Source organism: Halobacteriovorax sp. RT-2-3 (assembly GCF_047085075.1).
In the GTDB taxonomy this organism is placed as follows: domain Bacteria; phylum Bdellovibrionota; class Bacteriovoracia; order Bacteriovoracales; family Bacteriovoracaceae; genus Halobacteriovorax_A.
In genome coordinates, this window is sequence record NZ_JBKIYF010000003.1 from 293,646 (window position 1) to 320,194 (window position 26,549).

Annotated in this window: 24 protein-coding genes; 11 read left to right on the forward strand and 13 right to left on the reverse strand. The window is 36.1% G+C overall.

Annotated elements, in window-relative coordinates; all coding sequences use genetic code 11:
- Positions 1 to 37 precede the first annotated feature (37 nt).
- Positions 38 to 1,264, forward strand: a complete 1,227-nt coding sequence (locus tag ACMAYX_RS11885) for a sensor histidine kinase (RefSeq protein ID WP_412472276.1) — start codon at positions 38 to 40, stop codon at positions 1,262 to 1,264.
- Here ACMAYX_RS11885 and ACMAYX_RS11890 read toward each other — a convergent pair.
- From ACMAYX_RS11890 to alaS, 3 genes are all read right to left on the reverse strand, one after another.
- Positions 1,261 to 1,560, reverse strand: a complete 300-nt coding sequence (locus ACMAYX_RS11890; RefSeq protein ID WP_103218896.1) for a hypothetical protein — start codon at positions 1,558 to 1,560, stop codon at positions 1,261 to 1,263. The two genes, ACMAYX_RS11885 and ACMAYX_RS11890, sit on opposite strands and share 4 nt — an antisense overlap.
- 65 nt (positions 1,561 to 1,625) lie before the next feature.
- The gene (locus ACMAYX_RS11895; RefSeq protein WP_412471983.1) at positions 1,626 to 1,979 is read right to left on the reverse strand and encodes a hypothetical protein; all 354 of its coding nucleotides are present in this window, start codon (positions 1,977 to 1,979) and stop codon (positions 1,626 to 1,628) included.
- Between the two features lie 136 nt (positions 1,980 to 2,115).
- Positions 2,116 to 4,686, reverse strand: a complete 2,571-nt coding sequence (alaS, locus tag ACMAYX_RS11900; RefSeq protein ID WP_103218894.1) for an alanine--tRNA ligase — start codon at positions 4,684 to 4,686, stop codon at positions 2,116 to 2,118.
- 232 nt (positions 4,687 to 4,918) lie between these two features.
- Between alaS and ACMAYX_RS11905 the strand changes: the two genes are divergently transcribed.
- The 8 genes from ACMAYX_RS11905 (at position 4,919) to ACMAYX_RS11940 (ending at position 13,165) form a co-directional block, all read left to right on the forward strand.
- Positions 4,919 to 6,502: a phosphoenolpyruvate carboxykinase (ATP) gene (locus ACMAYX_RS11905; protein ID WP_412471984.1), complete on the forward strand. Its 1,584-nt coding sequence runs from the start codon at positions 4,919 to 4,921 to the stop codon at positions 6,500 to 6,502.
- Positions 6,502 to 7,038, forward strand: a complete 537-nt coding sequence (locus ACMAYX_RS11910; RefSeq protein WP_412471985.1) for a CopD family protein — start codon at positions 6,502 to 6,504, stop codon at positions 7,036 to 7,038. Before ACMAYX_RS11905 ends, ACMAYX_RS11910 begins: the two co-directional genes overlap by 1 nt.
- Positions 7,038 to 7,283: a DUF1653 domain-containing protein gene (locus ACMAYX_RS11915; RefSeq protein WP_103218891.1), complete on the forward strand. Its 246-nt coding sequence runs from the start codon at positions 7,038 to 7,040 to the stop codon at positions 7,281 to 7,283. Before ACMAYX_RS11910 ends, ACMAYX_RS11915 begins: the two co-directional genes overlap by 1 nt.
- Positions 7,280 to 8,074 (forward strand): 2-oxo acid dehydrogenase subunit E2, encoded by a 795-nt coding sequence (locus tag ACMAYX_RS11920; RefSeq protein WP_392990742.1) that lies wholly within the window; start codon positions 7,280 to 7,282, stop codon positions 8,072 to 8,074. Before ACMAYX_RS11915 ends, ACMAYX_RS11920 begins: the two co-directional genes overlap by 4 nt.
- A gap of 83 nt (positions 8,075 to 8,157) precedes the next feature.
- Positions 8,158 to 10,011 carry a phospholipase D-like domain-containing protein gene (locus ACMAYX_RS11925; RefSeq protein WP_412469958.1) on the forward strand — a complete coding sequence of 618 codons (1,854 nt, stop codon included), beginning with the start codon at positions 8,158 to 8,160 and terminating at the stop codon, positions 10,009 to 10,011.
- 41 nt (positions 10,012 to 10,052) lie between these two features.
- Complete coding sequence (locus ACMAYX_RS11930) at positions 10,053 to 10,607, forward strand: hypothetical protein (protein WP_103218888.1); 555 nt, start codon at positions 10,053 to 10,055, stop codon at positions 10,605 to 10,607.
- A gap of 94 nt (positions 10,608 to 10,701) precedes the next feature.
- On the forward strand, positions 10,702 to 11,793 hold the full coding sequence (locus ACMAYX_RS11935; protein WP_392990736.1) for a hypothetical protein: 1,092 nt from the start codon (positions 10,702 to 10,704) through the stop codon (positions 11,791 to 11,793).
- A gap of 1 nt (position 11,794) precedes the next feature.
- A complete protein-coding gene (locus ACMAYX_RS11940; RefSeq protein WP_103218886.1) occupies positions 11,795 to 13,165 on the forward strand; it encodes a hypothetical protein in 1,371 nt (456 codons plus the stop codon).
- Here the strand turns inward: ACMAYX_RS11940 and ACMAYX_RS11945 are convergent, their stop codons facing one another.
- On the reverse strand, positions 13,166 to 14,902 hold the full coding sequence (locus tag ACMAYX_RS11945) for an ABC-F family ATP-binding cassette domain-containing protein (protein ID WP_103218885.1): 1,737 nt from the start codon (positions 14,900 to 14,902) through the stop codon (positions 13,166 to 13,168).
- 65 nt (positions 14,903 to 14,967) lie between these two features.
- Here ACMAYX_RS11945 and typA point away from each other — a divergent pair, with 65 nt between their 5' ends.
- A complete protein-coding gene (gene typA, locus ACMAYX_RS11950; RefSeq protein WP_103218884.1) occupies positions 14,968 to 16,809 on the forward strand; it encodes a translational GTPase TypA in 1,842 nt (613 codons plus the stop codon).
- Positions 16,810 to 17,032: 223 nt separating this feature from the next.
- Positions 17,033 to 17,734: a response regulator transcription factor gene (locus tag ACMAYX_RS11955; RefSeq protein ID WP_103218883.1), complete on the forward strand. Its 702-nt coding sequence runs from the start codon at positions 17,033 to 17,035 to the stop codon at positions 17,732 to 17,734.
- On the opposite strand, the gene ACMAYX_RS11960 is transcribed toward ACMAYX_RS11955, so the two are convergent.
- The 9 genes from ACMAYX_RS11960 to ACMAYX_RS12000 form a co-directional block, all read right to left on the reverse strand.
- Complete coding sequence (locus tag ACMAYX_RS11960; RefSeq protein WP_412471986.1) at positions 17,723 to 18,790, reverse strand: UDP-N-acetylglucosamine--N-acetylmuramyl-(pentapeptide) pyrophosphoryl-undecaprenol N-acetylglucosamine transferase; 1,068 nt, start codon at positions 18,788 to 18,790, stop codon at positions 17,723 to 17,725. The two genes, ACMAYX_RS11955 and ACMAYX_RS11960, sit on opposite strands and share 12 nt — an antisense overlap.
- Positions 18,791 to 18,797: 7 nt before the next feature.
- Positions 18,798 to 19,955 (reverse strand): NAD(P)/FAD-dependent oxidoreductase, encoded by a 1,158-nt coding sequence (locus tag ACMAYX_RS11965; protein ID WP_412471987.1) that lies wholly within the window; start codon positions 19,953 to 19,955, stop codon positions 18,798 to 18,800.
- Positions 19,956 to 19,959: 4 nt separating this feature from the next.
- Positions 19,960 to 21,771, reverse strand: coding sequence for a DEAD/DEAH box helicase (locus ACMAYX_RS11970; protein ID WP_392990730.1), 1,812 nt, complete (start codon positions 21,769 to 21,771; stop codon positions 19,960 to 19,962).
- 170 nt (positions 21,772 to 21,941) lie between these two features.
- Positions 21,942 to 22,634: a hypothetical protein gene (locus ACMAYX_RS11975; RefSeq protein ID WP_103218879.1), complete on the reverse strand. Its 693-nt coding sequence runs from the start codon at positions 22,632 to 22,634 to the stop codon at positions 21,942 to 21,944.
- Between the two features lie 74 nt (positions 22,635 to 22,708).
- A complete protein-coding gene (locus ACMAYX_RS11980) occupies positions 22,709 to 23,098 on the reverse strand; it encodes a hypothetical protein (RefSeq protein WP_412471988.1) in 390 nt (129 codons plus the stop codon).
- 166 nt (positions 23,099 to 23,264) lie between these two features.
- Positions 23,265 to 23,654 carry a hypothetical protein gene (locus ACMAYX_RS11985; protein WP_412471989.1) on the reverse strand — a complete coding sequence of 130 codons (390 nt, stop codon included), beginning with the start codon at positions 23,652 to 23,654 and terminating at the stop codon, positions 23,265 to 23,267.
- A 127-nt stretch (positions 23,655 to 23,781) separates the two neighbouring features.
- The gene (locus tag ACMAYX_RS11990; RefSeq protein ID WP_412470932.1) at positions 23,782 to 24,621 is read right to left on the reverse strand and encodes a hypothetical protein; all 840 of its coding nucleotides are present in this window, start codon (positions 24,619 to 24,621) and stop codon (positions 23,782 to 23,784) included.
- Entirely contained in the window at positions 24,563 to 25,282 is a 720-nt protein-coding gene (locus tag ACMAYX_RS11995; protein WP_103218875.1) for a LysM peptidoglycan-binding domain-containing protein, read from the reverse strand. Before ACMAYX_RS11995 ends, ACMAYX_RS11990 begins: the two co-directional genes overlap by 59 nt.
- A 48-nt stretch (positions 25,283 to 25,330) precedes the next feature.
- Entirely contained in the window at positions 25,331 to 26,380 is a 1,050-nt protein-coding gene (locus ACMAYX_RS12000; protein WP_412463015.1) for a hypothetical protein, read from the reverse strand.
- Positions 26,381 to 26,549: the final 169 nt, after the last annotated feature.

Genomic DNA, 26,549 nt, shown 5'->3' on the forward strand with positions numbered 1-26,549 from the left:
CTAGCATAAGATCACAATTTGATTTAAAGTGGCCTCGATGAAACTAAAATTCAAAAGCGAGAACCTTATTCAGCGCTATCTGATTGTTTTTACGCTTATCATGGTATCAATTACAGTCAGTTACTACTATCTGGCGTACCCTAATGTTCTCTTTCATAAAATTCCGAAAGAGTTCTTTTATACGTATACGACGGCCCAGGTTTTATTTTTTATTATTGCCTGTGCACTAGGAAAGCATGGTCTCGCCAAGGCGATTTGTGTTCTGCCATCTATTCTAATCATGATAATCATTGTCTTCACTTTTGGAGGCGTAAAGTCTCCTGGGATTATTTGGATAACAGGAACGCCTATTTTTTTCGGAGTTTTCTATAATAGATCAGGGCTTCTTTTTGGTGTATTTGTGATGATCTCCACATTTGCATCTTTTTTTATGCTTGATCATACTATCGCATCTCTATCTTACCCTTTAACGAATACTCAATACTATTCTCTATTGAAATTTAATATCGTACAATTCTCTATTCTCACGACAATATATTTTTTCTTCTATGTTTGGCTGGAGTCCAACTCTAGACTAAAACTTGCACTTTCAAATAAGCAACTTGATACACTACTTCATGTAGTCCTTCACGATCTTTCAAATCCAGTTACTATTTTGAAATTAAAAATTTCAAGCCTACTTAGAAAGAGCGTAATTGATGAGTCTTCTTACATACAAATCAACACCTCTCTAAAGAAGGTTCAAGAGATCATTTCAAATGTAAGAAGCTTCCAATTGGATTCAGAGAGTCTCTTCTCACATAAAAGTAAAATCGACTCTGAGCTAATTAAAAACTTCTCTGAACAGCATTTTAAACTCTTAAATGATAAAAACTTAAAACTACACTTTGATATTCTCACAGAGAAAAGCTTTTTTTGTGAAAAGAAGATTTTCTGCGATCATATATTAAGTAATCTGATCTCAAATGCGATTAAATTCAGTCATGAAGGGCAAGACGTGCTTATAAAATTCTATGATGAAGCTGGTCGTATTTATATCGATATTGTCGACAAGGGAATAGGTATTCCAAGTGACATCATTGACGGCCTTTTTCACTTTGAGCGAAAGACTAGCCGCCTAGGGACAAAAGGAGAAGTTGGCACAGGTTATGGCCTACCTATTGTGAAATACTTCACTGATTTCTCAAATGGAAAAATCAAGATAAGCTCTGATGTAAATATCGGAACCCGTGTAACACTCTCATTTCATATAGCAAAGAATTAATGCAGGCTTTGATTTGGCAGCATTAGTAACTCACTCCAAAAATTAAGGTGTTCTTTAGCTTTATCATTTAAAGTAAAAGATTCCTGGCAGATGCTCTTATAACATTCGATCCAGCATTCGCGTATTTTTTCAGCAATATCGACAGGTATGATATTGGCCTCAAGATAAGCTTTATCTAAATGCTTTAGTGATGAAAAATAAAATACATCGTTTACACGCGAGCGCTGTTCTCGCGTGTAGTGAATTGCTACAACAATTTTTTGTGCAAATGAAACTCTAGGGTCAAAATCTCTCATAAGTTACTCCAAATCTCTCAGAAATTTTTCGGAGCAAAGTTAACAAATAGTTAATTATGAACAGGTTATGCAGAGATTTTATTGAATCGATGAACAATTCCTTCAAAACGATCTTTGATCACTTTTAGACGTAGTTCATTCTTTTGAGGAAAACGGCCAATTCCCTTACTAAGTAGATTGATTTCGGCTTGGACAAAGCGCTTCTTTAAGTTAGTTTTTCTAATTCCTTTCAATTTCCCAAGGTAATTGATATTTGAAGAAGTCATATCACTCATTTTTAGAATAATAGACTTTTCAACAATCTCTCTCTTTTCTTCGATTTCGGCAGCATCAAGATGATTCTCAATGATTTCAAGTTGCATTGTTAAACGACGAAGCTCACGAGAAAGAGCATCTGTAGGTAAATTGGTTTTAATCACGTCTACACTCCATAAATTTAAGACAAATTCTTTATACATCAGAATTTGTTTCTAACGACTATGGAGTGAAATTAAGTATAGGGATGTTAGGAAATTAGACACAGGTTTGTCGAACCTGTGTCTATTATAGAAATCTTTATAAACTTTCAATAAATTCAAGCACTTGAGCCCCAGAGTTTACATCTGGTGCACCACCTTGAGCAAAGTTAGGGCGTCCGCCACCACGTCCAGCGACAGGCTCTAGGATCTTCTTTAAGAAGTCCCCTGCCTTAACATCAGAGTTAGACCATACAAATGATTTCATCCCCTTATCATCCTTCGAAATGAGGCAGATAAGCTGTACTTCACCCTTGTTGATCATATTATCACCAATTTCTTTAACCGCTTTAGCATCAGCATCCAAAGTAGCAGCAAATAGCTTAAACCCTTCATAGTCACGCTTAACTTCTTTGATAAAGTCAGTTGATCCATTTTGAGCTGCTTTAGCACTCGCTTCCTTGATCTTCTTTTTCATCTCTGCACGAAGATCCTTAATACGAGCTGGAACCTCTTGAGGTTTCGTACTAAGTTCTTTTGCCGCAGCATTAAGTAGTGCCGTTCTTTCCTGCATCACACGAACTGCTTCAGTTCCTGTTACGGCCTCAATACGACGAATACCTTTTGCAACAGAAGTTTCCTGAGTAATTACGAAAAGACCAATATCACCTGTGCGTCCTACGTGAGTCCCACCACAAAGTTCAACACTTTCCTTTCCGAATGCAATTACGCGAACATCGCTATCGTATTTTTCACCAAATAATGCCATCGCACCATTATCAATTGCTTCTTCGTATGAACAAAGCTTTGTTGTACGTGAATCATTTTGCATAATCCACTTATTTACTAAAGCCTCTACTTTAATCAGTTCTTCGTTAGATACTGCTTGAGGGTTTTGAAAGTCAAAGCGTAGACGCTCTGAAGTTACCATTGAACCCTTTTGAATCGCATGCTTTCCAATCACTTCGTGAAGAGCAGCATGTAGTAAGTGAGTCGCAGAGTGGTTTCTCATTGAAGCTTTTCTATTTTCACCATCAACTACCAACTCAATCTTTTCACCTGTTTCAATTTCACCAGAAATAATCTTAGCGATATGAACATGAGTATTTTTTACTTTCATTGTATCGATAATCTGAAGCTCACCAGTAGATGTTCTAGCAGTTCCGATATCACCGGCTTGTCCACCAGACTCACCATAGAATGGTGTTTCTTTTGTCGCAAAGTAGATTTCATCTTCAGTACGGTAAATTTTTAAAATTTCACTATCTGTCTCAAGAGAGTCATATCCAGTAAACTCAGTATCAGCTACTTCGATAAACTCAAGTTCAATTCTCTCCTGGTCTGCACCAACAGAGCTCTTGCGAGAAATTACACGAGAAGCTTTTCTGTGAGCTTCGTAACACTCGTTATATTCAATTTCAGCAAATTCAATTTTCTTTGAAGCAAGCTCAGCTTTAATTACTTCTAAAGGAAGTCCATGAGTTGTTACAAGTTCAAATGCAACATGCCCTGGAAATAGTTCTTTTGATTTAGAGTTTGTTGATAGCTCTTCTTCAATTTTCTTTAGACCATTTTCAACGATTGGAACGAACTCATTAATTTCTTGTTCCATATTATAGATGATTGCTTCACGAGCTGACTTAAGCTGTGGGTAGTAATCACCAAGCATCTCAATTGTTTTTTGAATGTGCTTATTAAAGTTAGGTTTCACACCTCTTGAAATACATGCGGCGACACACTTACGAATAAGACGACGTGGAATATATCCTTGTCCTTCGTTTCCAGGCATAACACCTTCAGCAAGAATCATAATACTTGCACGCATGTGATCTGAAATCATACGCTCAGTTTGAATATCTGTATTCTTACCTAAAAGCTCTTTTGAAAATGCCATAAGCGGTGCGAGTAAATCAGTTTCATAAACAGAATCGCAACCATTCATAACCATTGCAAGTCTCTCAAGTCCAGAACCTGTATCAACGGACTTAAGTGGTAGAGGCTCAAATGTCCCGTCTTTTTGCTTGTTAAGCTCCATGAAAACACCGGCATTCCAAATTTCAATGTAACGACTTACATCATCAAAATGTCCACCCGGCTTATACTCAGGCCCATACTCTGCACCTGTGTCATAGAATACTTCAGTACATGGTCCACATGGCCCATGGTCCCCTGCCGGTCCCCAGAAGTTATCTTCACCAAGAACGACAATATGATCCTCAGGAACACCACACTTCTTCCAAGCCTCAATAGACTCAGTATCTGGTTTAATCCCTAGATCATCATTTCCACCATAAACAGTGAAGTAAAGTCTCTTTGGATCGAAGTCTAGTTCATGAACTAGTAAGTCGTAAGCAAGCTTACATGCTTTTTCTTTGTAATAGTCACCTATTGACCAAGAACCGAGCATTTCAAAAATTGTTAAGTGGTGACGGTCACCAACATCATCAATATCTTTTGTACGAATACATGGTTGATAATTTGCTAGCCTTGGAGATGGAGGAGTCTCTTTTCCAAGAAAATAATTCTTTAACGGGGCCATCCCAGAGTTGATAAAAAGTAGTGTCGGGTCGTTTTGAGGAACGATTGAAGATGCACTAATTTTTAAGTGATCCATCTTTTCAAAGTAATCTAGGAATCTCTCTCTAATCTCGCGAGATGATAATGGCTGCATATTTTCTTCCTTATAATTCAAAGCACAACTAAGTGCATCATATCTATTGTGTATAAGTCCCCAAAATATACTATAAAATCGTTATTCCGACTACTTCTTAGCGTTAAAAAATATGAGCTGAATTAGGATAAAAATGGTTATCAATACAGGTTAAAAAGCATATATTTAGTGGCATAAAAGAACTAATAACAAGAACTATTATGGACTGTAAAAAACGAACCGGAGATGATGTATGACGCAATTTTATACAGACATGGGAATTAACATGGAGCGACCAAATAATAAGATATTTGTAAACTCAGCAAGAAGCTTTTTAATTCAAGAAACAGTAGCTCGTGGCATTGGAAAGCTAACTAAAGACGGTGCTCTAGTAGTTGAGACAGGAAAGCATACGGGGCGCAGCGCCAATGACCGTTATATCGTTCGCGATGAAACAACAGAAAATACAATCTGGTGGGACAATAATTTTAAGGCCATGACACCGGAGACTTTTGCAAAGTTAAAGTCACATATAACTAATTACCTAAATGAAGATCGTGATCTTTTCATTACTGAAAGAAGCGTTGGTGCTGACGAAGTTCACAACCTTGGTGCAAGACTTGTAACAACTAATCCTAATCATGCACTTTTCTCAACTCACCTATTTCGTGAAAAGATGAGAGACTTTAATGAAAATGATTTTACGATTCTTCACGCTCCAGAACTTCAACTGGATCCAGCTGAATTTGATTTAAGATCTGAGACTGCAATTGTAACTTGTATCAAATCTAAAATTACAATTATTGCAGGAACACTTTATGCGGGTGAAATTAAGAAGAGTATGTTTGCAGCGATGAACTATCTTCTACCTGAGTCGAATATTATGCCAACTCACTCAGGGGCATCTCGCCTTGATAACGGTGAAGTTTCAATCTTCTTTGGTCTTTCGGGAACAGGAAAAACAACTCTTTCAACAGATGTTGGTACTTATCTAATTGGTGATGATGAGCACGGAATTAGTGAAGCGGGTACTTTCAATTTTGAGGGTGGATGCTATGCTAAAACTTATAAGCTTTCTCAAGAAGGTGAACCAGAAATTTACGCGGCTTCAAATCGCTTCGGATCACTTCTTGAAAACGTTGTTCTAGACGAGAATACTGGACTTGTTGATTTCTATGATAAGTCACTTTCTGAGAATGGACGTGCTTCATATCCTTTAGAGTTCATCGATGAACTTGAAAAGACTTCACGTGGTGATATTCCTAAACACGTATTTTTCTTATCTGCTGACGCCTTTGGTGTTTTACCTCCAGTTGCAAAACTGACAAAAGAACAAGCGATGTTCTACTTTGTTCTAGGTTACACAGCGAAGCTTGCTGGAACAGAAATTGGAGTAAAAGAGCCAACGGCCACTTTCTCATCTTGTTTTGGAGCTCCTTTCATGCTTCGTCATCCAAGTGAATACGCAAAACTTCTTGGTGAGTATATTGACAAGCTAGGCTTTAATGTTTGGATGGTGAACACTGGTTGGACTGGTGGTGCTTACGGAACAGGTCAGCGCTTTCCTCTAAATATTACGAGACAGATTATTCGCAATATTCAAGCTAATAACCTTAAGAACGTTGAAACTGAACAAGATCCAATCTTTGGTCTAAATATTCCAAAAGTTGTAGGAGAAATTCCAAGCACAATTTTAAATCCACAAAAATCGTGGGAAGATCATGATGCTTACACAACTAAGGCACAAGAGCTTGCCGTTAGCTTCCATAAGCAAATGAGCACATTCGGTAATTTCTATGAAGAGAATATCGCTGGTGCTCCAACATTTGGGAAATAATGAGTTACGAGTATTTAAAAGCACTACATTTAATTAGTATCGTTTGTTGGTTTGCTGGACTTTTTTATATAGTTCGCCTCTTTATCTATCATACGGAGGCCCAGGATAAGAGCGACAGCGAACGAGATATTTTAAGTGCTCAATTTAAAATTATGTCTCGCAGGCTATGGTATGGAATTACCTGGCCTGCGTGTATCTCTACAGTGATCTTTGGGGCCGCACTAGTTTATACAACTTACTGGCCAATGAAAGGTCACTACTGGCTTCATCTAAAATTAACACTAGTCGTTTTACTGCTAATGTATCAATTTAAATGTCATAAGATTTTTAAAGCACTTCAAAATGACAATTTTCCTCATACCGCAAAATTCTTACGTATATGGAATGAAGTTGCGACACTCTTCCTTTTTGCGATTGTCTTTCTTGCTGTAATAAAAAGTTTAGAAGGAATTCTCTACGGAGTTGGCGGAATTATTGCTTTAGGAGTTGTTCTTATGGCGGCAATAAAATTTTATAGAAAAGTAAGGAAGGACTAATGAGTAAGATCGTCAAAGGTGGGTTATACCAACACTACAAAGGTATGAATTATATCGTTCATGATATTGTTCGCCATTCGGAAACATTAGAAGAGTTAGTCTACTACGAATGTCTATATGAGAATGATCTTGGAAAACTCTGGGTTCGTCCTCTAGAGATGTTTATTGAATCTATTGTTATTGATGGAGTTGAAACTCCTCGTTTCAAATACATTGGTGATCAGAAGGCAAATTCTCGCTTATGAGACATATTAAACTCACTAAGGTCAAACGCCTTTCTTCTTGGCGTAAGGTTTCCATGAATACATGGAAAACGCCTGTTGATCCTTCGACATTTGGCCTTTTAAAATTTGATGCGACTAATTTCAAAAAATACACAAAAGATAAAGGAGTAACTCCTACCCATCTTTTCACAAAAATAATTGCACAAGTATTCCACGAAAATCCGCAAATTAATCGAATGATTCGTGGCCCTCATCTTTATCAAAGAGAGAGTGTCGATATCTTTTTACAAGTCTCAGTAGATCATAGTGGAAAGGACCTTTCAGGAACAGTCATTAGGAATGCTGACAAGAAAAGTGTTTTTGATATCAAGAAAGAGCTGATGAAAAGTGCGAATAATATTCGAAACGACAAAGATAAATCTTTTAAAAAAGTTAAAAAGGTTGTGGAGCTTATTCCTAACTTTCTTGCGAGACCTGCCCTTACACTACTAGACTTTGCTATGTATCGACTCAATCTTTACACGAAACTCTTCAGTGTAAAACGTGATCCATTTGGATCTTGTATGATTACAAGTGTTGGTAACTTTGGTGCTGAATTTGCATTTGCTCCAATTCCCACAATCTCTCACGTGCCAATTGTTTTGAGCTTATTTAAAGTCAAAGAAGAGGCCATCGTAGAAAAAGGTGAGATTATTGCCAGAGAAACATTAACTGTTGGAGCTACACTCGATCACAGAATCATTGATGGAGTCTATGCGAGCAAGATCATTGCCGGAATAAAGAAATACGTTGAGCACCCGCAACTACTCTAAATTACGTCTGTTTTCTTTTTAAACAGAACGGTAGTTATTTCAAAAATCAATATTTTTTCATTAATCCAACATAAAATATGAGCATGTCTCATATATTAGTAAGATCCATAAGATCTGCACTCATATTAACTTTGGCCACTAATGTCCTAGCGCTGCAAATTCCTTTTGTAGATCAAGACTATGTTATCAATCAGGCAAGTGCTGACAGAGCAACATACAGCTATAAGACAGATGAGTATGGAAGGCTTGAGAATACAAAGTGGTATGAGCTGACTTGGCATCTCTTACAAGAAGATTACCAAACTGATTATGATGCCTATATAGAAAAGTATGGGGGCACAACTTTTAATGAAGCAAAGATCAATTACTACTCACAATTTAATTTTTCAAATGAGAATAGACATCATCTCGTAGATGTATACCCATTAAAAGAATGGGGTTTTTTAAATCATCCACCAATTAGAAAGAAAATAGCTAACCTATCTTTATTCTCAGAAGATTTTAAAAGAATTAATTTTAATACGATTGAACATTCCTTTTTTACATCAGCATTTCAAATAGAAATGGATAAGGTTTCAAAATCTCAACTTAGCTTTGGCAATAATGTAGAACTTCTTGAAAATCATTATTCATATAAAAAGAAACTAGAGCTTATTAAGAGCGCAAAGTCTGAGATCTTAATGTCGTCTTTGAGTTTTGTTTGTGACTCTTCTGTAAAGATACTAGTTAATGAGTTAATTAAAGCTCACCAAAGAGGCGTCAAGGTCTATATTATGGACGATAAAATGATGTCTAAAGCACTAGGACATAATGAATGTCCAAATAAGCTTAAAGATAAGGGTATTCAATTTATACGAGCAAATGATTTTTGGAAACATGAAGGACGTACAGTCTATCATCACAAGAAATTAGTCGTGGATGGAAAAATTGCTATCGTTGGCGGTCAAAATCAACTGAATGCTGACAATCTTTCCCAAGATACTGACTTCAAAAACAAAGATATTGATATCATGGTTCAAGGTCCCCTTGTCACCGATATTGCAATTGGCTTCCTAAAAGACTGGCAATATTTTAAGAAAAAAAATACTCGAAATATTAGAGGAAGAAACGGCGCTATCATCAGACACACTGGTAAGAATATCGCAAACCTAGAAAAGGAACTCAACTTTTACCTCACAAGACTAGAATGGGAAGAAAAGAATGAGCTGAGAGGGCAAGGACAATATGACAAAATATTAAATAATAAAGACACAAGAATGAAGGGAGTCTGTCGTTTTATACAACAGTCACCTTATGAATATCGAACAAATATTGGTGATGCCTACCTCCTTGCACTTAATTATACAAATACATACCTAGGAGTTATGGATCCGATTCGTTCAGATACATACTATAACTCAGTATTTAAAGATGCTCCTTTAATAGAGAAGTTTGATACATTTAAGATGTTTAAAAAATTACATCAAAAAGTAGAAGAGCTTCAAAAGAGCGGCATATCTCTAGACTTCATTACGACAGGTACTGATATGACTGGTAATGAAATTATTGACATAAAGAATGAAGAAATAAAAGAATTACTACTTAATGAAACACTTAGTGATAAATCACTACAGAAAAAAATCAGAAAAAAACTCAAAAGTATAAAAAAGTGGAATGACTATTTTGGAGAGGCCCATTTCTCTAATCTTTTAAAAGATTATGCTAGATTTGACTCAACTCGAGTCTGGTTACATCTGAGTTTTCTGCATTCTAAAGTATTTTATTTTGATAGAATATTATCAAGTATTGGAAGCTATAACTTCCAACACAACGCTACAGATCACTCTTATGAAAATACTCTGCTTTGCTTAGATAAAGACTTAAATAATGCTTTGGACGAAGTATTTGTAAGAGATATGGCAAACTCAGTTCCACTTAAATTTAATAATTTAGATTAAATTCCGATGAGCTACTTAGGAAACTTTTCTTAGGTGGTAATATGAGACTTAAAATTGTCTTAAAATCTTCATTAGTCATTTTATTTGCATTTGCAATTCACGCTTCTGAAATGAAGATAAAGCTTAACAAAAGCTTTTTTCCTAAGAAAGAAATTACAATAGATGCAGATTCTCCTGATCGAATTATTGTTGAATATGACCTACTTTACTATATTAGTGACGGCTGTGCCGCAGATGTCATTACTTCATATAAGTTAGGAGGTTGTCCACGTAAGAAATACAAAACACTTAGAAAAGAAAGTAAATACATAATCGAGCTAGAGGATTCAAGTGCAAGAAAAGGTAAAGGGCCACAAACTATTAGACTTTCAGTAAAACAAGAAGAAAAAGACTCATATGATATTGTACCCGTTATCACTATTCTAGATGGTAATGAAGACCAAATTAAGATTGAAGATCCTTGGTTTAGTGCGACGAAAGTTACTTTAAAATCACGTGATCGTGTTATCAACCAATCTCAAAGTAATCAAAAAGGTGAAGTTGAAAACAACCAGTCTAATCGTAAAAACAACAATGTGAAATCACATAATCAATAAGAATTTTAAATACTTAGATTAGAACGCTTTTGCTCAAGTAATTGCCCCTCATTACCGATAAGAATTGAGTAATGAGAGAAAGGGAATTATCGTAATGATTTATTCAAAGAAAAAAATTTTAAAACTATGTAGTCTCATAGCACCGCTACTCTTTTCAAATCCTTTGTTTGCAAATGATGACAAAATTGTAGATCAAATTATTGAAGGTCATGAATTCTACGAAGCAAGTGTTCATGGCTCTAAGATCAATATTCTTGAGTCTGATGCATATAAGAAGGCTTTTACTGATCATTTAAAAGCTCGCTTAACTGAAGTAATTATGGAAAAGGCCGATCCTCTCTTACAAGAGGAAAAAGCTTTAATGGATAAAATAGCTAAAGGTGATAGTTCTGTAAGCACTAGAGATAGCTTAAGTAATGTACGTGCAAGATTAGATATCTATCGTGATCGCGAAGAAGTTAGAAAAATCTATCGAGAAGTCAAAGAGATCGAAGTAAATAAAGAAAGTAATTATTGCTACGATAGCTCTCAAGCTACACTTAGAATTGTTTCAGGTGGAGAGATGACGATTCGTTGTATTACGAATGAAAGTGCTCGCAATATTGTAAAAGTTGCCCTTTTAAATCCAAAAGATCGCGGAGCTATTGAAGTTAAGACGTCATCTGCGACAAAACCAGAGCCTGTTGAGATTGATACTCAAACACCTGAGATCGAAAGAAAATTTTATTTTTGTTACGAAAGAACAAAAAACATTTTAGCAAAAGAAAGTAACTGCCGTCCCAAAAGGCTAAAGCTTTCCGAAGATGAGCTTGAAAAAGTTGGACGTAGCAACTGTTATCCTATCGATCAAAGTTATAGGTATAAACCAGAAGACGGATTTACTCCAACGGCCAAGCTTTATGGTAAATGTCGAGATGAGATATGTACAAATGAAGACGAGCAAATTGACTTTGCAAAATTCGAACTTATATCATTCTCACAAGAAGATCCAAAACAGTGTATCAATGACAATTCAAAATCTAGAGTTTGTGCTCAAACTTATAAATGTAAAAATCAAACTTATCAGATCACATGTGAATTTAATGATGAAGAATCAATTGGAGATAACTCTTGTCATGTGAAATCCATTTCAAATTCTACAATTGAGAATAAGTGTAGTGTTATTGAATTAGGAACGGAGGTATAAGATGAAATATTTAATTTCTGTTCTATTCACTATTACTTCATTTTTTAACACGTATGCTTTTACAGTACCAACAGTATACAATACAGGTAAGTTAATTAATATTACGAAAGAACACTATTTAATCCAAACTAAGTCGAAAAAATATATAAAGGTGAAACCATTTTTAAACAATCCTAAAGTAGGGATTCAGGTAACCTACCCTATTTCAACGACTGACATTGCTGTATCAGATAACTATATTTATCAACAAGCTTTAAAAATGTTACCGCAAAGTGAATACACATCGGATATTATCGAAGCTTATTTGAAGACACTTGCTGAAGTTTCACGAAATGGACTCTACAAGGTTGAAAGTACAAATGGTGGAAAATATTCATTTAACTTTGTCATCGATATGCTAATCCCAACAGCTTGCGCTGAAGGGCAAGAGTGTAACAATATGTGCTACTTTGGTGGTTGGGCATCAACGAGAAAAGGTAGCTATTGTCAGGCTCCTTGGAAAGTTTCTGGTTTAGATAAAGTTCAAAGTGTTGATTCAGAAGTTTATACTAATAGTTATAGTTGTGGTGGAAAAAACCTATTTCGCTGTAATCCGAAAATTTTTGGTGGCTATGACTCTAGTCTCGACCCACTACCATTTGTAGCTACAAAAAACTCAAAAAGAAATAGCGAAGCCGGAATTTGTATTAAAGTCTCACCTTCATATGCTTATGCGACTTCTCAATGTCTAGAAGCTTCTGCAAAAGTTCCTAATTTCAAAGAGTCTTTGAAAGAGCGCTATAATAACAATAAAGAAACATTTGAAAAAATCATTGATAATGTAAATTGTTTTTGTGAAGCAAAGAGTACACCTAAAAAGGCATTTAGCTGTAATGCTCTAAAAGAGAGGCTTGCAACAATTTTTGAAAAGCCTGAGCAACCAGAAAGTCCTAAAGTAGAGGAAAAAGAACCAGAGCCTACACCAGAAGCTATTCCAGTAATTCCACGTGATGACGACGGAAGAGAGAAAGCAATTCCTCGAGAAGCAGATGGTGGCGATGAAGAAAAATTTGTTCCTGTACAGGTAGAAGTCGAACAAGAAGAGGAGCTTCTTCCTGATGATTTAATCTATTACAATTGTAACTTTGATTCGAATGAAAAATTATTTGAAGGAAAGAATGCTAATTGCTCAAATAAGGGAGTGTGTCTTAAGAAGTTAATCTGCGAAGCCCATTCTGAAAAGCAAAAGAAGTTCGATATTAAATCTAAACTTCTTGCATACTGTCCTTGTGATGAAAATGATGCCACTCAATGTGCCAATGCGAAAGCCGACAAGGCCATTCGTACAAGTGCTCCTGATTCGTCTAACTCATCATCAGCACAAGAACAATAATTATAGTAACTCTAGTAACTCATCGATTTTTGCATTAACTAGTTCAAGCTCATGGCCTGCGCTAGTTATTGCATCGGTGTCACCCGCCGCTGAAGCATTCTGAATTTTCTCTTCTAAAACAGACTGATACTTTTCTAATGTTTCAATCTGGGCCATGATCTCTTCTTCTTTATATTTATTTCCTGATACCTTAGGCTCTTCTTTTTTTACTGGTTCTACTTTTATCGGAGCAGGCTTTTCTTTTATTGGCTTTACATCTTCTTCCCAACCAATTTTTTCAAGAAATTCGTCATAAGTACCCTCAAAGAACTCGGCACCATCTTTTCTAAAGATTACAAGTTTGTTAACACAAGAGCGCAGAAGATCCTCATTGTGAGTTACAATCAAGCATGCACCCTCATAGTCATTGATCGCTTCACCTAGAGACTCAATACTCTCCATATCTAAGTGGTTTGTTGGTTCATCTAGAAAAAGTAAGTTCGTTTTCTTTGCCAGAATTTTTCCAAGCATAACCCTAGCTTTTTCTCCACCAGATAAAACAGAAATTCTCTTGTCTGAATCTTCACCAGTAAAAAGCATAGTTCCGGCAATTGCCTTTACTCTCGTAATAGGTAGTTCCGTATTAACTTCTTGGATTTCTTGAGCAATTGTATTCTCTGCATGAAGACGTTTCACATTTGTTTGACCAAAGTGTCCTAGGGCAAGACTTGGGTGTTCCCAAATCTCTCCTGTTCTCTGTTTAAGCTCATGAGAGAGAACATTGAGAAGAGTCGACTTACCTTTACCATTTTTTCCAATAATCCCAATTCGATCTTCACGGTCTACTTCAAAACTCACACCAGAAAATAAATTCTCTTCATCATAACCAAAGCTCAAATCATTAACCTTCATGATTTGCTTACCTGGGCATGAAACGTGATTAAAAGAAAAATCAAGATCAGCTATCTTTTCTAGTTGCTTCATATCTTGCATCTTTTCAATTGCCTTTAAACGCGACTGAGCTTGAGATGCACCTCTGGCACTTACACGGTACTTATCCACGTAATCCATCATATGCTTTATTTTCTTCTCTTGATTCACACGAGTTTGTTCATAAATAATCTCATCTTGCTCAAGCTGCTCGTAGTACTTCTTTGTTGGCCCTTTTATTTTTCTAAGCTTTCCACGATGAACACCCATCGTATGAGTCGTTACCGAATCCATAAATGAACGATCGTGAGTAATGATAATTACTTCACCTTGGAAGGTTCTTAGAAATGAACGAAGCCACTGAAGTGAGACGATATCAAGGTAATTTGTTGGCTCATCTAATAAGAGGCAGTTCGGCTCAGTAAGAAGAGTTTTGACGAGATTAATTCGTATCTGATAACCACCTGAAAAACTCTGGGGACTTTTCACAAAATCTTCATCAGAAAAGCCTAGTCCAGTTAAGAGTTTTTCTGCTCGGTAAGTTTCATATTCAAACTCAGGCCCTAGTGCTGACATACACTCGGCCAAGACAGTCTCATGCGAGAAGTGAATATGTTGATCTAAGGTACCGATTTTATAAGACTTTGGAATCTTTACTTCGCCACTATCATAGGACTCGATCCCCATAATGACCTTAAATAAAGTCGATTTACCAGTACCGTTTCGTCCCACTAGGCCTATTCTTTCACCCATATTGAGTGAGAACGTCACTTCTTCAAAAAGCGTTCGGCCACCAAAAGATTTAGTTACATTTACAAGCTGAATCATATATATTGTGTAGCAAATAAATTCATTAATAGAAAGCAGATTAGACAGACAAGAAAGGGCACACAATGAGTCAATTTGAGAAATTAAAAAACATCGCAGTAGTTGCGCACGTTGACCACGGTAAAACAACCATGGTTGATGAAATCCTTAAGCAATCAAACACTTTTGACGAACGCGCTGAAGTTGAAGAGAGAGTAATGGACTCTGGCGAAATCGAAAAAGAACGCGGGATTACAATTACAGCTAAAAACTGTTCTTTCTTTTACAAAGACACAAAAATTAACCTACTTGATACTCCAGGCCACGCGGACTTTGGTGGAGAAGTAGAAAGATCACTAATGATGGTAGATGGTGTACTACTTCTAGTTGACGCTTCAGAAGGGCCACTTCCACAAACTCGTTTTGTACTTAGAAAAGCTCTTTCAAGAGGACTAAAAGTTGCCGTTATTATCAATAAGGTTGACCGTCCAGACCAAAGAATTGAAGAAGTAAAAGGTGAATGTGAAGACCTACTTCTAGAAATCGCAACTGAACTTGAAGTTGAAGACTTTGATATTGATATCCCTTTTATCTACGCTTCTGCAAAGAATGGTTGGGCAGCAATGGAGCCAGGTGTAGTAAGGGAGGATATGATTCCGGTACTGGATTTCATGGTTTCAGACTACTTCCCAGAACCAAAACAAGACATCGATTCTCCTCTACAATTACTCGTTTCAAATCTTACATACTCAAAATTTCTAGGACAACAATTTGTTGGACGTATTCACCAAGGTACAATTGTTAAGAACCAACAATTTACTTGTATCGGTGATGGAAAATCTAAGAACTTCAAAGTTTCAAATATTCAAACTTACTCAGGACTTCAAACAGTTGAAGTTAACGAAGCTCACGCTGGTGAGATCGTTATTTGTGCAGGTATTGAAGAAGTTCATATTGGAGATACAATCACTCCAACTACTGCTCAAAACCCACTAGAAAGAATTGAAGTAGAGCCACCAACTGTTGCGGTTAACGTTTCTGTTTCAACTTCACCAATGAGTGGTCAAGAAGGTGAATACCTAACTTCAAGAAAGCTTGAAGAATTCTTACAAGATGCTTGTCGTCTAAACGTTGCTCTTCAATATGAAGGAACTGACGATGCAAAAGTATACAAACTAAAAGGTCGTGGAGAGCTTCAAATCGCTATCGTTTTCGAAGAACTAAGACGTAAAGGTTTTGAGCTAATGGTTTCAAGACCAGAAGTACTTTTCCAAGATATCGATGGGCAAAAGCACGAGCCATATGAATTAGCAGTTCTTGATGTACCAGATGATTTTACTGGTGTTGTAACTGAAAAACTTTCAATCAGAAAAGGAATCATGTCTTCAATGATGCCAATCGGTGAAGGTCGTACAAGAATTGAATTCGAAATTCCATCACGTGGTCTAATCGGTTACCGTGGTGCTTTCATGACAGATACTCGTGGAGAAGGGATCCTTTCAACAGAATTCCTAGGTTACCGTCCATTTGCAGGTGAAATGCTTGCTCGTCAAAATGGTGCCATCATTTCAGATAGAGCTGGTAAAGTTACTGGATACGCTGTCTTCAACCTACTTAACAACGGTGAGTTCTTTGTTGAGCCAGGTGATATGGTTTACGAAGGGATGGTTATCGGTGAAAGTAAAAAAGAAAACGATGCCAACGTTAACATTTGTCGTGGGAAACAACTAACTTCAGTTCGTACTGCAGGTAAAGATGAAAACATCATTCTTCCACCAGTAAGACCAAGAACTCTAGAGTGGGCACTTGACTGGATTGATAACGATGAATGGGTAGAAGTAACACCTCAAAATATCCGTATTAGAAAGAAAGAGCTTGCTGCTAATAAACGTTCAGTTGTTAGAAAAGAAAAGAAGAGCAAGGACTAATTGCCAATTAAAAGCTTAAAATACCCAATATAGGCCCCTAGACAAGAACTAGGGGCTTTTTTTTTCCACAATTACGAACTCTTAAGTACCTATAATTAAAGAAATTATCTAAATAATTCCAAAACGACGCGTCGAGCATATATTTATCTTATTGACGAGCATATGAACCAACCTTTAAAATCAATACGTTATAGTTCAAAACTAAAGAACGAGAAGTTGAATCATGTCAAAAATTTTAAAGGCCCAGAAGCCACACGTAACAATCGTTGACGATGACAGCGATAACTTAGAAAACTACCAAGATCTTCTAGAAGATGAGTTTGATTTAGAACTTATTCAAAATCCTCTTGAGCTTCTAAGTTTCTTGAACACAAACAAGACAGACATTATGGTGCTGGATCTTCACATGCCGGAAGTAAATGGTTTCGAACTATTTAGTAAGGCCAGAGAACTTGCTCCGCGTACTCCTGTAATTTTCTTAACTGGTGACCCATCAGAAGAAGCCTGTGTTAAGGGACTTGAAATTGGAGCACAAGACTTTATTGTTAAGCCAGTAACTATTAATGAACTAGTGGCCCGTATTAAAAATAAAGTAGAAGCAAAGAAGAATAAGCATCGTCGTAAAAAGAAGAATGAAATCAACTTTGAAGATCATAATTTCTCAATCAATCTCGATCAGCAAAATGTTGTTCTAGAAGGGAAAGAAATTAAACTTACGACAACTGAGTATAAAATCATCACTCTATTAGCTTCAAACCCTAACAAAATATTCTCAAGAGATCATATCTCTCAAGTTGTTTGGGCCGATAGTGATGTTAACTCACAAAATATTGATACTCACCTATCAAACCTAAGAAGAAAGATTAAGCCTTTCTCAAACTACATCAAGACAATTAAGTCTCGTGGTGTACTTCTAAGACTGTAATATTTCTTTTAATATAATCTCACTCGCATGCTCCCTATCCTGAGGGATAGCATGTGATGGGATATTTTTTATTTCTTCTAATAAGTCACAACGACCAAACTCATCTTCAGTAATTACGATAGAACCTAAGAGGCGGTTTGCTTCCATCGCATTGTGATATTGCTCGTTCTTTTGTGCAATTTTTAATGGAATATAAAGACTAGGTTTACCAATTGCAATCAACTCAGCAACTGTTCCTGCGCCAGAGCGTGAAATAATGTACTTTGCTGCCTTCATTAGATCAGGCATTTCATCACCTAAGAAAGCGACTGGAAAATAGCGACTACTTTCAAGAGATTTATACTCCTCAATATACTGACTTCCAACTTGATGTATAACGACAAATTGTTTCGTTAACGACCCTAAGTTTTCTTTAATTTTATCATTCAATAATTTCGAACCATTTCCACCACCAGTAATGAAAAATATTGGCGCATCTGAATCCTTAAGCTCAATACCTTTGAAAGTACGAGTCTTTAGTTGAGTTGTTTTAAACTCGTCTCTTACAGGGTATCCAGAATATCGAACGATCTTTTGAGGAAAATATTTTAAAGAATCTTTGAAACTAACGAACACACGATGAGCAAATAATGATGCAATTTTATTAGCAAGCCCTACTCGTGACGTTTGTTCATGAACAATAATTTTATAACCAAGAAGTTTACCTGCAACAACAGTTGGAACACTCACAAATCCCCCCATCGATACAATAGTATTTGCACGTAAACGAATATGAGCAAGATAATAAAAGCATTGAATTAGTCCGATCATTAGACGAAAAATATCTGTAATATTTTGCCAATCGAGATATCTTCTAAGCTTCCCTGTTGAAACACCAATATAGCGATCAACCTTACCTTTCGTTAACTTTGACTCAATTCCAGTATATGAACCAATATAGTAAATCCTAACAGAATCTTCTTTTAACTTATCAATTAAAGTTAGAGCAGGAACAACATGTCCACCACTTCCACCACCAGTAAATACAACAGCTTTTTCTTTCTTCTTATTTCTCATAGAGAAATTATACATATTTTGCGGCTACATAGCCAGAGGACCAGGCCCATTGGAAGTTATATCCTCCAAGAAGTCCTGTAACATCAAGAACTTCACCAACAAAGTAAAGATTCTTTTGCAATCGACTCTCCATTGTTTTGGAGCTTACCTGATTTGTATCCACACCACCTCTTGTAACCTCGGCCTTACGATAGCCTTCGGTTCCATTAGGGACAAAAGTCCAGTGATGCATTACTTCTATTAGCTTTTCTTTTTGTGCTCCAGAAAGTTCTGCACAATTTCTATTTAAGGGAAGATCATGCTGGGCCAACCAAAGCTCAACAAAACGACTTGGTAAATGTCCCTTTAAAGCATTAACTAGATTTTTCTTCTTATGTTCTTTAAGAATTTCGTAAAGATCACTCTTAGGTAAGAAATTAATCTTAACCTCGTCCTTAATATTCCAATAAAGTGATGCTTTTAAAATCGATGGACCACTTAGGCCCTTATGAGTCCATAAGATATTTTCAAGAAACTTCTTACTTCCTACCTTCACCTCTGATTCAATAGCAATACCTGCTAAATTTGCATTCACTTTGTCTAAAGTAAAAGGCACTAGTGCAGGTGTCGTCTCGATTAATTTATGACCAAATTTTTTCGCCACACTATAGCCGATATCAGTTGCTCCAAGTCCAGGAAATGAAAGACCTCCTGTTGCAAGAACAAGAGTTTCACTTAAAAATTCAGTACCATCAGATAAAGTGACTTTATATTCTTCTTCATGCTCAACATCAACAACACGACTATTAACTCTTAGCTCACAATTTTTAGGTACAGACTTCAGTAGTGCTTCTAAAATTCCACGCGACTTTTGATCACAAAATAGCTGACCTAACGTCTTTTCTGTATAAGTTAAATTGTATTCAGATATAAAAGAGATAAAATCCCAATTTGTATATTGGCTTAATGCTGACTTACAGAAATGAGGATTATTAGAAACATAGAAATTTGGAGTGACGTCAAGATTCGTAAAGTTACAGCGCCCGCCTCCAGAGACAAGAATCTTCTTTCCAGGGCCTTTTGCACCTTCAAGAATTAAAACACTTCTTCCTCTTTTGGCAGCATGAATGCCGCAGAATAAACCTGCGGCACCAGCACCAATGATTATGACATCATATTTTTTCATTTAATTAGATTTGGCTACGAGAGTTTCCTCTATTTCCGTTTGAGCGCCCAGTGCTGCTACGACGGTTTCCAAAACCACCACGGCCACCTCTTTCAGAGCGTCCACCACGATCTCCACCGCGTCCGCCACGGTCACCGCCACGGCTAAAACGACCACCGCGATCACCACTGCGTCCACCATCACGAGAACGTTCTTTAGTTGCTTCAAATCTTAGTTTCTTGTTACCGATGAATACTTGTTCTTCACCGTTGATTAGAAGCTTTCCACTTTCAATTGGAATATCAATGAAAGAGAACTTATCTTTAAGCTGAACGTTACGGATCTTTCTTTGATCAATTTTAAGCTCACCTGCAATTGCATCTAAGAAAGAAGCAATTTGAGCACCGTCATCACGTCCGTAGTTTACGAAACAACGAATATTACCACGGTTATCTGCTCTAACTTCACCACGTGCACCACGCTCACCTCTTTCACCTCTTTGCTTAGGCTCCATATCGATGATTGGATTCATTTCAAAACGCTTCAGATTGTCAGCAAATAGTGACATATACATTGCTCTAAGAACTTGCTCTTTTTCAAGATGATCAAAGTTCTCAGCAAAGATGCTAAAGCTATCGTCTAAAGAATCATCTCCCTCAAGTTCTTCAAAAATCTCCTCAAAGTGGTTTAGCTTACGGCGAACCATAGCTCCTTTAAGAGTATCAACTGAAGGAATTCTTTCTCTTTCAATTTTAGCTTTTGTTAGTCTTTCTAGTGCAGAAATCTTTCTAATTTCACTTGGTGAAACGACAGAAAGAGCTAGACCTTTTTGACCCGCGCGTCCTGTACGACCAATACGGTGTACATAAGACTCTAGATCTTGCGGAAGTCCATAGTTGAATACGTGAGTTAGGTGATCAACATCAATCCCACGAGCTGCAACGTCTGTACATACAAGAAGCTTTACTTTCTTATCTTTAAACTTTCTCATCGTTACATCACGATGTTTCTGATCCATATCTCCGTGAAGAGAATCCGCAAGGTAACCTCTAAGGTTTAGTTCATCACAAAGAGAGCTTGCTTCAAGCTTTGTCTTTGTAAAGATGATCCCGTAGTAATCCTCAACAGCATCAAGAAGACGACAAACTGCTTCTCTCATATTTTGATCACGTACAAGGTAGAACTTTTGCGTAATATTATCATTCGAAAGAGTTTTCTTTTGAACTCTAACAATTTCTGGTTCATCAAGATAATTCTTAATTAAATCAAGAATTGCAGGTGGCATTGTTGCTGAGAACATCCACGTTTTCTTATTTTCAGCTTGAGCAAGAATTTCCTTAACATCATCAAGGAATCCCATGTCTAGCATCTCATCAGCTTCATCAAGTACTGCATACTTAACTTTTTCAAGCTTTAGAACACCACGATTAATTAGATCAAGAACACGTCCTGGCGTACCAACAACAATTTGCGGCTTAATTTTCTTTAGGTTTCTGATTTGGTTATCAATTGCAGTACCACCGTAAACCGACATCGTCTTTACAGTTTCAAATGTTGAAAACTTTTTAATTTCATCGTTGATTTGGTTAGCAAGCTCTCTTGTAGGTGAAAGAATAATTGCTTGAATATTCTTTTCACTTCCATCAATACGATGAAGAAGTGGAAGAGAGAAAGCAGCAGTCTTACCTGTCCCAGTTTGGGCCTGACCAACAAAGTCAGTGTCTTTTTCAATTAATAATGGAATAGCTTGAGACTGGATATCTGTTGCCGATTCGAACCCTCTATCTTCGAGTGCACGAAGCAGCGATTCCTTAAGTGGAATTTCGTTAAAATTCAATTTTGACTCCTTAAACGCAAGCCTAGAATGCAGGCCACGGATGTTTGCTCGATCTTGAGCTGAAATAATGACTAGTGACCGTCATTTATAAATAGGCGTATTTTCTTAATTTCCGGGACTCTAACACGCTAGACGCTGTGTTTCAAGGGCCATGGAAATAATACAATTGTTCAATTTTTAATTGTATTGAACTCATCTCTCAAATTTTTGGCCATGTTACTAAAAAATGTTGAAACCGTGATGGATTTATTAAGTAACCAATGGTCTGTGCTACACGTAAATGTGTACGTATAACGTGTCCTGCCTCCAGCGGCCGGCATTATGTAATAAACCCCACCAGATGTTTGCATCACACTGTTATTACTAAGGGGAGACGAGATATAACTCTTTGAAAGCTTGTCATCCATCATCTCCATCGTAATTTTAAAGCCATCCATATAGCGATAAACACGTATCAAATCATTATATGTATAAAGGCCACGATTATAGGATCTACGCTTAACGACAAAGCGCTTGATTTCATTCTTATCGAGTTTTTTTATTTTGAGATCATTTACAATGACAGACTCAATTAATGAGTCACTAGAAAATGGACATTTTTTAAATTTATTAGAGAGAGTGCGTTTATCACTAAGTTCATTATTACAACGTTTATCAAAGGCCAAGACTGTGTCTAAGACAGTATTTACAGGTAGAGCTAGAACATCACTAATGGTTCCTTGATAGAAACGAATTCCATCTTTCTTTCCCGAAATCATAGCGACATCGAATTCTTTCGATTTTACACGATGATCAATATCAAATTTTTTAATATTGATGGCATATGCTGAAACCGCAAAAAATATAAGAATAAGAGTCTTCATGCCTTTTATTTACCATCATTTGAAAATTTGGGCAAAGACTAAGAGGACTTTCTATAAAAGATCAAAAATTCTAATTACTCTCTATTATCTTTATGGTCTTCATAAAAACGATCGATTACCTCTTGCCTCTCATCAGTACTTAGTTCCAAAAGAATATTCAATGTTTCTAAGACTTCTTTCTCCTCTTGTGAGGAGCTATCTTTGTAATCAAGACGATCTTCAAGTTTACTTATAACATGCTGTAATGCCGTCTCTTCTACTAAAATTTGTCTCTTTAAAAGCAGATTATTAAGGCTCTTTTGCTTTTTAAGAATAACAATATCTAGTGCCGAGCTCTCCTGCTCTTGATGATAGATCTCATTTTTAATTGTATTTAGCCTTTCCTCTAGCTCACTATCAACATTACCTGCAAAAGTACTAGCAGATAGAAGTAGGGCCGATAGAATAACCAATAGTGCTTTCATGATATTTTCCTTAAATTTAATTTTGAATTAATTCAAGTTAACATCAACAAACTGTATTTTGATTACGATTGAAAGCATTACAAGCGGTGTATGAAATATACACATAAAATATTTAGATCTTAAGGCCCATTCCCAAGAGAAGGAGCCCTAAGTCATCGATTTTATATTATAGATCGCGAAAGACTTCGTCCTCTATGAATTCATTTGTTTCAAAGTTCTTAAACCAAAGCCTAGCTGAGACTGTTTTTATAATCTCACCAGTTTTCACGTCCTCGATCCCAATAGCAAGATGTGCAATATCATCTGCTATATCGTAACACTCTTCTTTTGTCGTATTCTCAATAATGCGCTTTTCAGTCCACTCTTGAAATACTCTACTCATTTTTATTCTAATTGGTAGATTTTCACCAAAATTTCCCTGAACCATACAAGCAGTACTTAACGGAACTGGTATTGGCTCTGTTGATGAATCAGCGTCAGTTTGATCATTGGCAAAAATACTAAGACTCGCTAGAAGTGCAAATAGACAAAGACTTCCTTTTAACATTTTAGGCATAAATTCCCCCTCTCATAGAATTCAAATATTTCGATATGGGCAAACCTATCAATAACGAGGAGCCTCGACAAACCTACTTCATACAAATTGAGAAAGATTAAGAAAAACTTAACCGCAGTTAAGTGTCTTAGAAGTCTGTCATTGGTGAAATGGGGAAAATAATTTCAGACATTTCTGAATACCTAGAGCTACCGCCCCAGTAATCAAGATATTTGTAGCGAAAATAATAACGGCCATCACGCGAACTATGCCAACAAAACTCTGATCGATCGGCCCAAATCTCACGTACCATTTTCTTCTTATCAATATCACGATAGATTTCTATAAAGTACTTCTTTGCAGTTGAGTAACTAGGAAGATCCACTTTGTAACAATTTCTTTTTGAAACAAATTTCATCACATAACTACTCATGCTTTTTGGATTACTATTTTCTGGCGCAGTAAGAGAAAAACTTCTTTCACCAAATGATATCAATTGCCCATTTTCGATTTGAGAAACCTTAATTTTATAGATTCCGACAGTGTTTTGTTTAAAGACAAATTGTGAGTTCACAGTCTCTTCTTTTAACACCCTTTGGTTCTCTCTATTAAGAATTTCGATTACATATTTCACGGAGGCACTTGCTTTCTTCGTTGTGCTCCAAGTGAAAGTTTCACTAATTAAATCTTTTTGTTGCTTTCGCTCTCCAGTAGTAATTTCAATTTTTTGAACTTCCAATATCTTCGGAATTATTACTGGCTCAACTTCTTCAACTTTTACTTTCTTTGCTACAACTGGCTCAGAGGGTGGAGGTGATATACTTTGAACTGTTGTAACGATAACAGATTGTTTTGATTCTATTTCTTTATTTTGAAATATAAAGATCGTAAGAGCAATGAAAGCTCCAACGATCATTATGATAGAACTTCTATTGCTTAATAATTTTTTCAGAACTGATCTCTCTTCTTTTTGGATTTGAAAAATCATACTTCGCTCTTACTGCACGATATTCTTTCTTAACCGTTGCATAATCTTTGTAATATAAAGTGAAGCCTGGAAAAATTAAATCGTAATCATCAATGATCTCTTTATTATTATCCCAAATATTAATCCAGAATCGACTATTACCTTCGTAAACTCCTTGAGAAATTTTCCCAAGGGTATCATCCTTTTTTATAAGGTATGGCTCACCTTCTGGTCTTACATAATTTAAATTTTCAGGAATTCGAGGAACCTTAATTGTTTGCCCAACATACATATCTACTGATCCATTTAAATCCCTAATTTCTTTCCATTTACGAATATCTTTATAAAGATAAAATGCAACTTTCATGGCGGTATCAAACTCTTGAACTTCATATAGGTCATAACTCAGATCAGACGAAGCAGGAGTTCTTGATCCCTTCATTGAAATTTCTTTTTCAATAAGATTACTTTTAGGAATATCTTCATAGATTGTATCAGAGCGAAGAAGTTTAGTTTTTTCACTAACAGTACCTAGATTAAAAACTAGATCATCCTGAGTAAGGACAAGAGTATCATCCTCAATAGACGAATCCTCTTCAGAAACAAATTTGTAAACATCAATTGAACAAGATTGAAAAATAAGATTAATAAATAAAATTGAAATAAGATTGATTTTTTTCACATACACCTCAATACATATTGTCGGTATCAGTAAAAAAAAGTTTAAATTTTATAAAATATAACCAAAACCGAGACCAACCCTTAAAGTTGTAATATTAGAGGGCCCACTCATCCAATGATACTTAATCAAACTATGGGCGAAAAAGTTATTCCCGACGTTTTTAAACAGGTAAAAAAGAATCTTACTACCTGTAAAGCTTTGAGTATTTTCAGCATTTACTAAACTAGAGCTCCTCTCAGATGCTATAGACTGGGAATAACTCAATTTTGCAAAGAGCTTTTGACCAAATAAATTTACAGAGCGAGAAGCTCCTAACGTAGCATATAGGACTTGATTAGTATCAAAGCTTACAAGGTCATTCTTTTTCAGGTTTTCAAGATTGAATGTATTAAATTCTTCGTAATCAAGACCAGCATATAATGAAATAGCAGGTGAATTTAAACGATATGAAAAATAAAGATTTCCTCCAATCTCAGGATCTACATTTATCTTATCATTAGTATAATCATCTATTTCGGCCGTTGTTAGATATGAATAATAAATACTACCTGAAATATTAAAAGGTCTATCCTTTGGATAATAAGATGTACTAAGCCCTAAAGATACAGGTGAGTTCTGTAGAAAGCTCACATCAGCGTAAGCAGGATTATCTTGAGCAAACTTACCATATGAGGCCATATAGAACACAGAAGAGCGAAACGTTCTCTCGCCTAATTGCTCTTTAATCCTTTTCATGCTGTTTTGATCAATCCTCCCTGCTTTATTTAACTGGCGTTGATAAACAGAGAATTTATTATAATCCAATAACTCAACTGAAATATATAATTGCAGAACACTATCTTTTTTAAGCTTCGAAAAATCCACTTCATTAGCTTTCATCGTGCGCTGAACCATTGGGTGCTTTGCACTTACAACAGCATCATCAAGAATAAACCTTTTATAAATCTCAGAGAGTCTCTCACCACTAAAGTTTATTCGATAAGGAAACTTGATAAAATCGACTTTCTTATTTTTAAGTACTTCTTGAAAATCTATTGGCTCTGCACTGACAAAGTTGATGTAAAAGAATGCTAGTAATATGACTTTAATAATTTTCACTTTAATCCAATCGCTACGACAAAATATATTTAATTATAGCAAATGATTGATTTGAAGCAACCGCCTGCAAAAAATATGATTATCAAAGCAAGTAATACGACCAATCCATCTTACGAAGTTGAGAGCAAGATAAAAATAAATTTGAGTTAAAGTTAAAAAAAGGCAAAAA

Coding starts and splice junctions, on each gene's coding strand:
- ACMAYX_RS11885 (WP_412472276.1), top strand. CDS start 38: ATGAAACTAAAATTCAAAAGCGAGAACCTTATTCAGCGCTATCTGATT.
- ACMAYX_RS11920 (WP_392990742.1), top strand. CDS start 7,280: ATGAGACATATTAAACTCACTAAGGTCAAACGCCTTTCTTCTTGGCGT.
- ACMAYX_RS11890 (WP_103218896.1), bottom strand. CDS start 1,560: ATGAGAGATTTTGACCCTAGAGTTTCATTTGCACAAAAAATTGTTGTA.
- ACMAYX_RS11935 (WP_392990736.1), top strand. CDS start 10,702: ATGATTTATTCAAAGAAAAAAATTTTAAAACTATGTAGTCTCATAGCA.
- typA (WP_103218884.1), top strand. CDS start 14,968: ATGAGTCAATTTGAGAAATTAAAAAACATCGCAGTAGTTGCGCACGTT.
- ACMAYX_RS11915 (WP_103218891.1), top strand. CDS start 7,038: ATGAGTAAGATCGTCAAAGGTGGGTTATACCAACACTACAAAGGTATG.
- ACMAYX_RS11985 (WP_412471989.1), bottom strand. CDS start 23,654: ATGCCTAAAATGTTAAAAGGAAGTCTTTGTCTATTTGCACTTCTAGCG.
- ACMAYX_RS11980 (WP_412471988.1), bottom strand. CDS start 23,098: ATGAAAGCACTATTGGTTATTCTATCGGCCCTACTTCTATCTGCTAGT.
- ACMAYX_RS11975 (WP_103218879.1), bottom strand. CDS start 22,634: ATGAAGACTCTTATTCTTATATTTTTTGCGGTTTCAGCATATGCCATC.
- ACMAYX_RS11945 (WP_103218885.1), bottom strand. CDS start 14,902: ATGATTCAGCTTGTAAATGTAACTAAATCTTTTGGTGGCCGAACGCTT.
- ACMAYX_RS11960 (WP_412471986.1), bottom strand. CDS start 18,790: ATGAGAAATAAGAAGAAAGAAAAAGCTGTTGTATTTACTGGTGGTGGA.
- ACMAYX_RS11910 (WP_412471985.1), top strand. CDS start 6,502: ATGAGTTACGAGTATTTAAAAGCACTACATTTAATTAGTATCGTTTGT.
- ACMAYX_RS11955 (WP_103218883.1), top strand. CDS start 17,033: ATGTCAAAAATTTTAAAGGCCCAGAAGCCACACGTAACAATCGTTGAC.
- ACMAYX_RS11905 (WP_412471984.1), top strand. CDS start 4,919: ATGACGCAATTTTATACAGACATGGGAATTAACATGGAGCGACCAAAT.
- ACMAYX_RS11940 (WP_103218886.1), top strand. CDS start 11,795: ATGAAATATTTAATTTCTGTTCTATTCACTATTACTTCATTTTTTAAC.
- alaS (WP_103218894.1), bottom strand. CDS start 4,686: ATGCAGCCATTATCATCTCGCGAGATTAGAGAGAGATTCCTAGATTAC.
- ACMAYX_RS11990 (WP_412470932.1), bottom strand. CDS start 24,621: ATGATTTTTCAAATCCAAAAAGAAGAGAGATCAGTTCTGAAAAAATTA.
- ACMAYX_RS11925 (WP_412469958.1), top strand. CDS start 8,158: ATGTCTCATATATTAGTAAGATCCATAAGATCTGCACTCATATTAACT.
- ACMAYX_RS11965 (WP_412471987.1), bottom strand. CDS start 19,955: ATGAAAAAATATGATGTCATAATCATTGGTGCTGGTGCCGCAGGTTTA.
- ACMAYX_RS11930 (WP_103218888.1), top strand. CDS start 10,053: ATGAGACTTAAAATTGTCTTAAAATCTTCATTAGTCATTTTATTTGCA.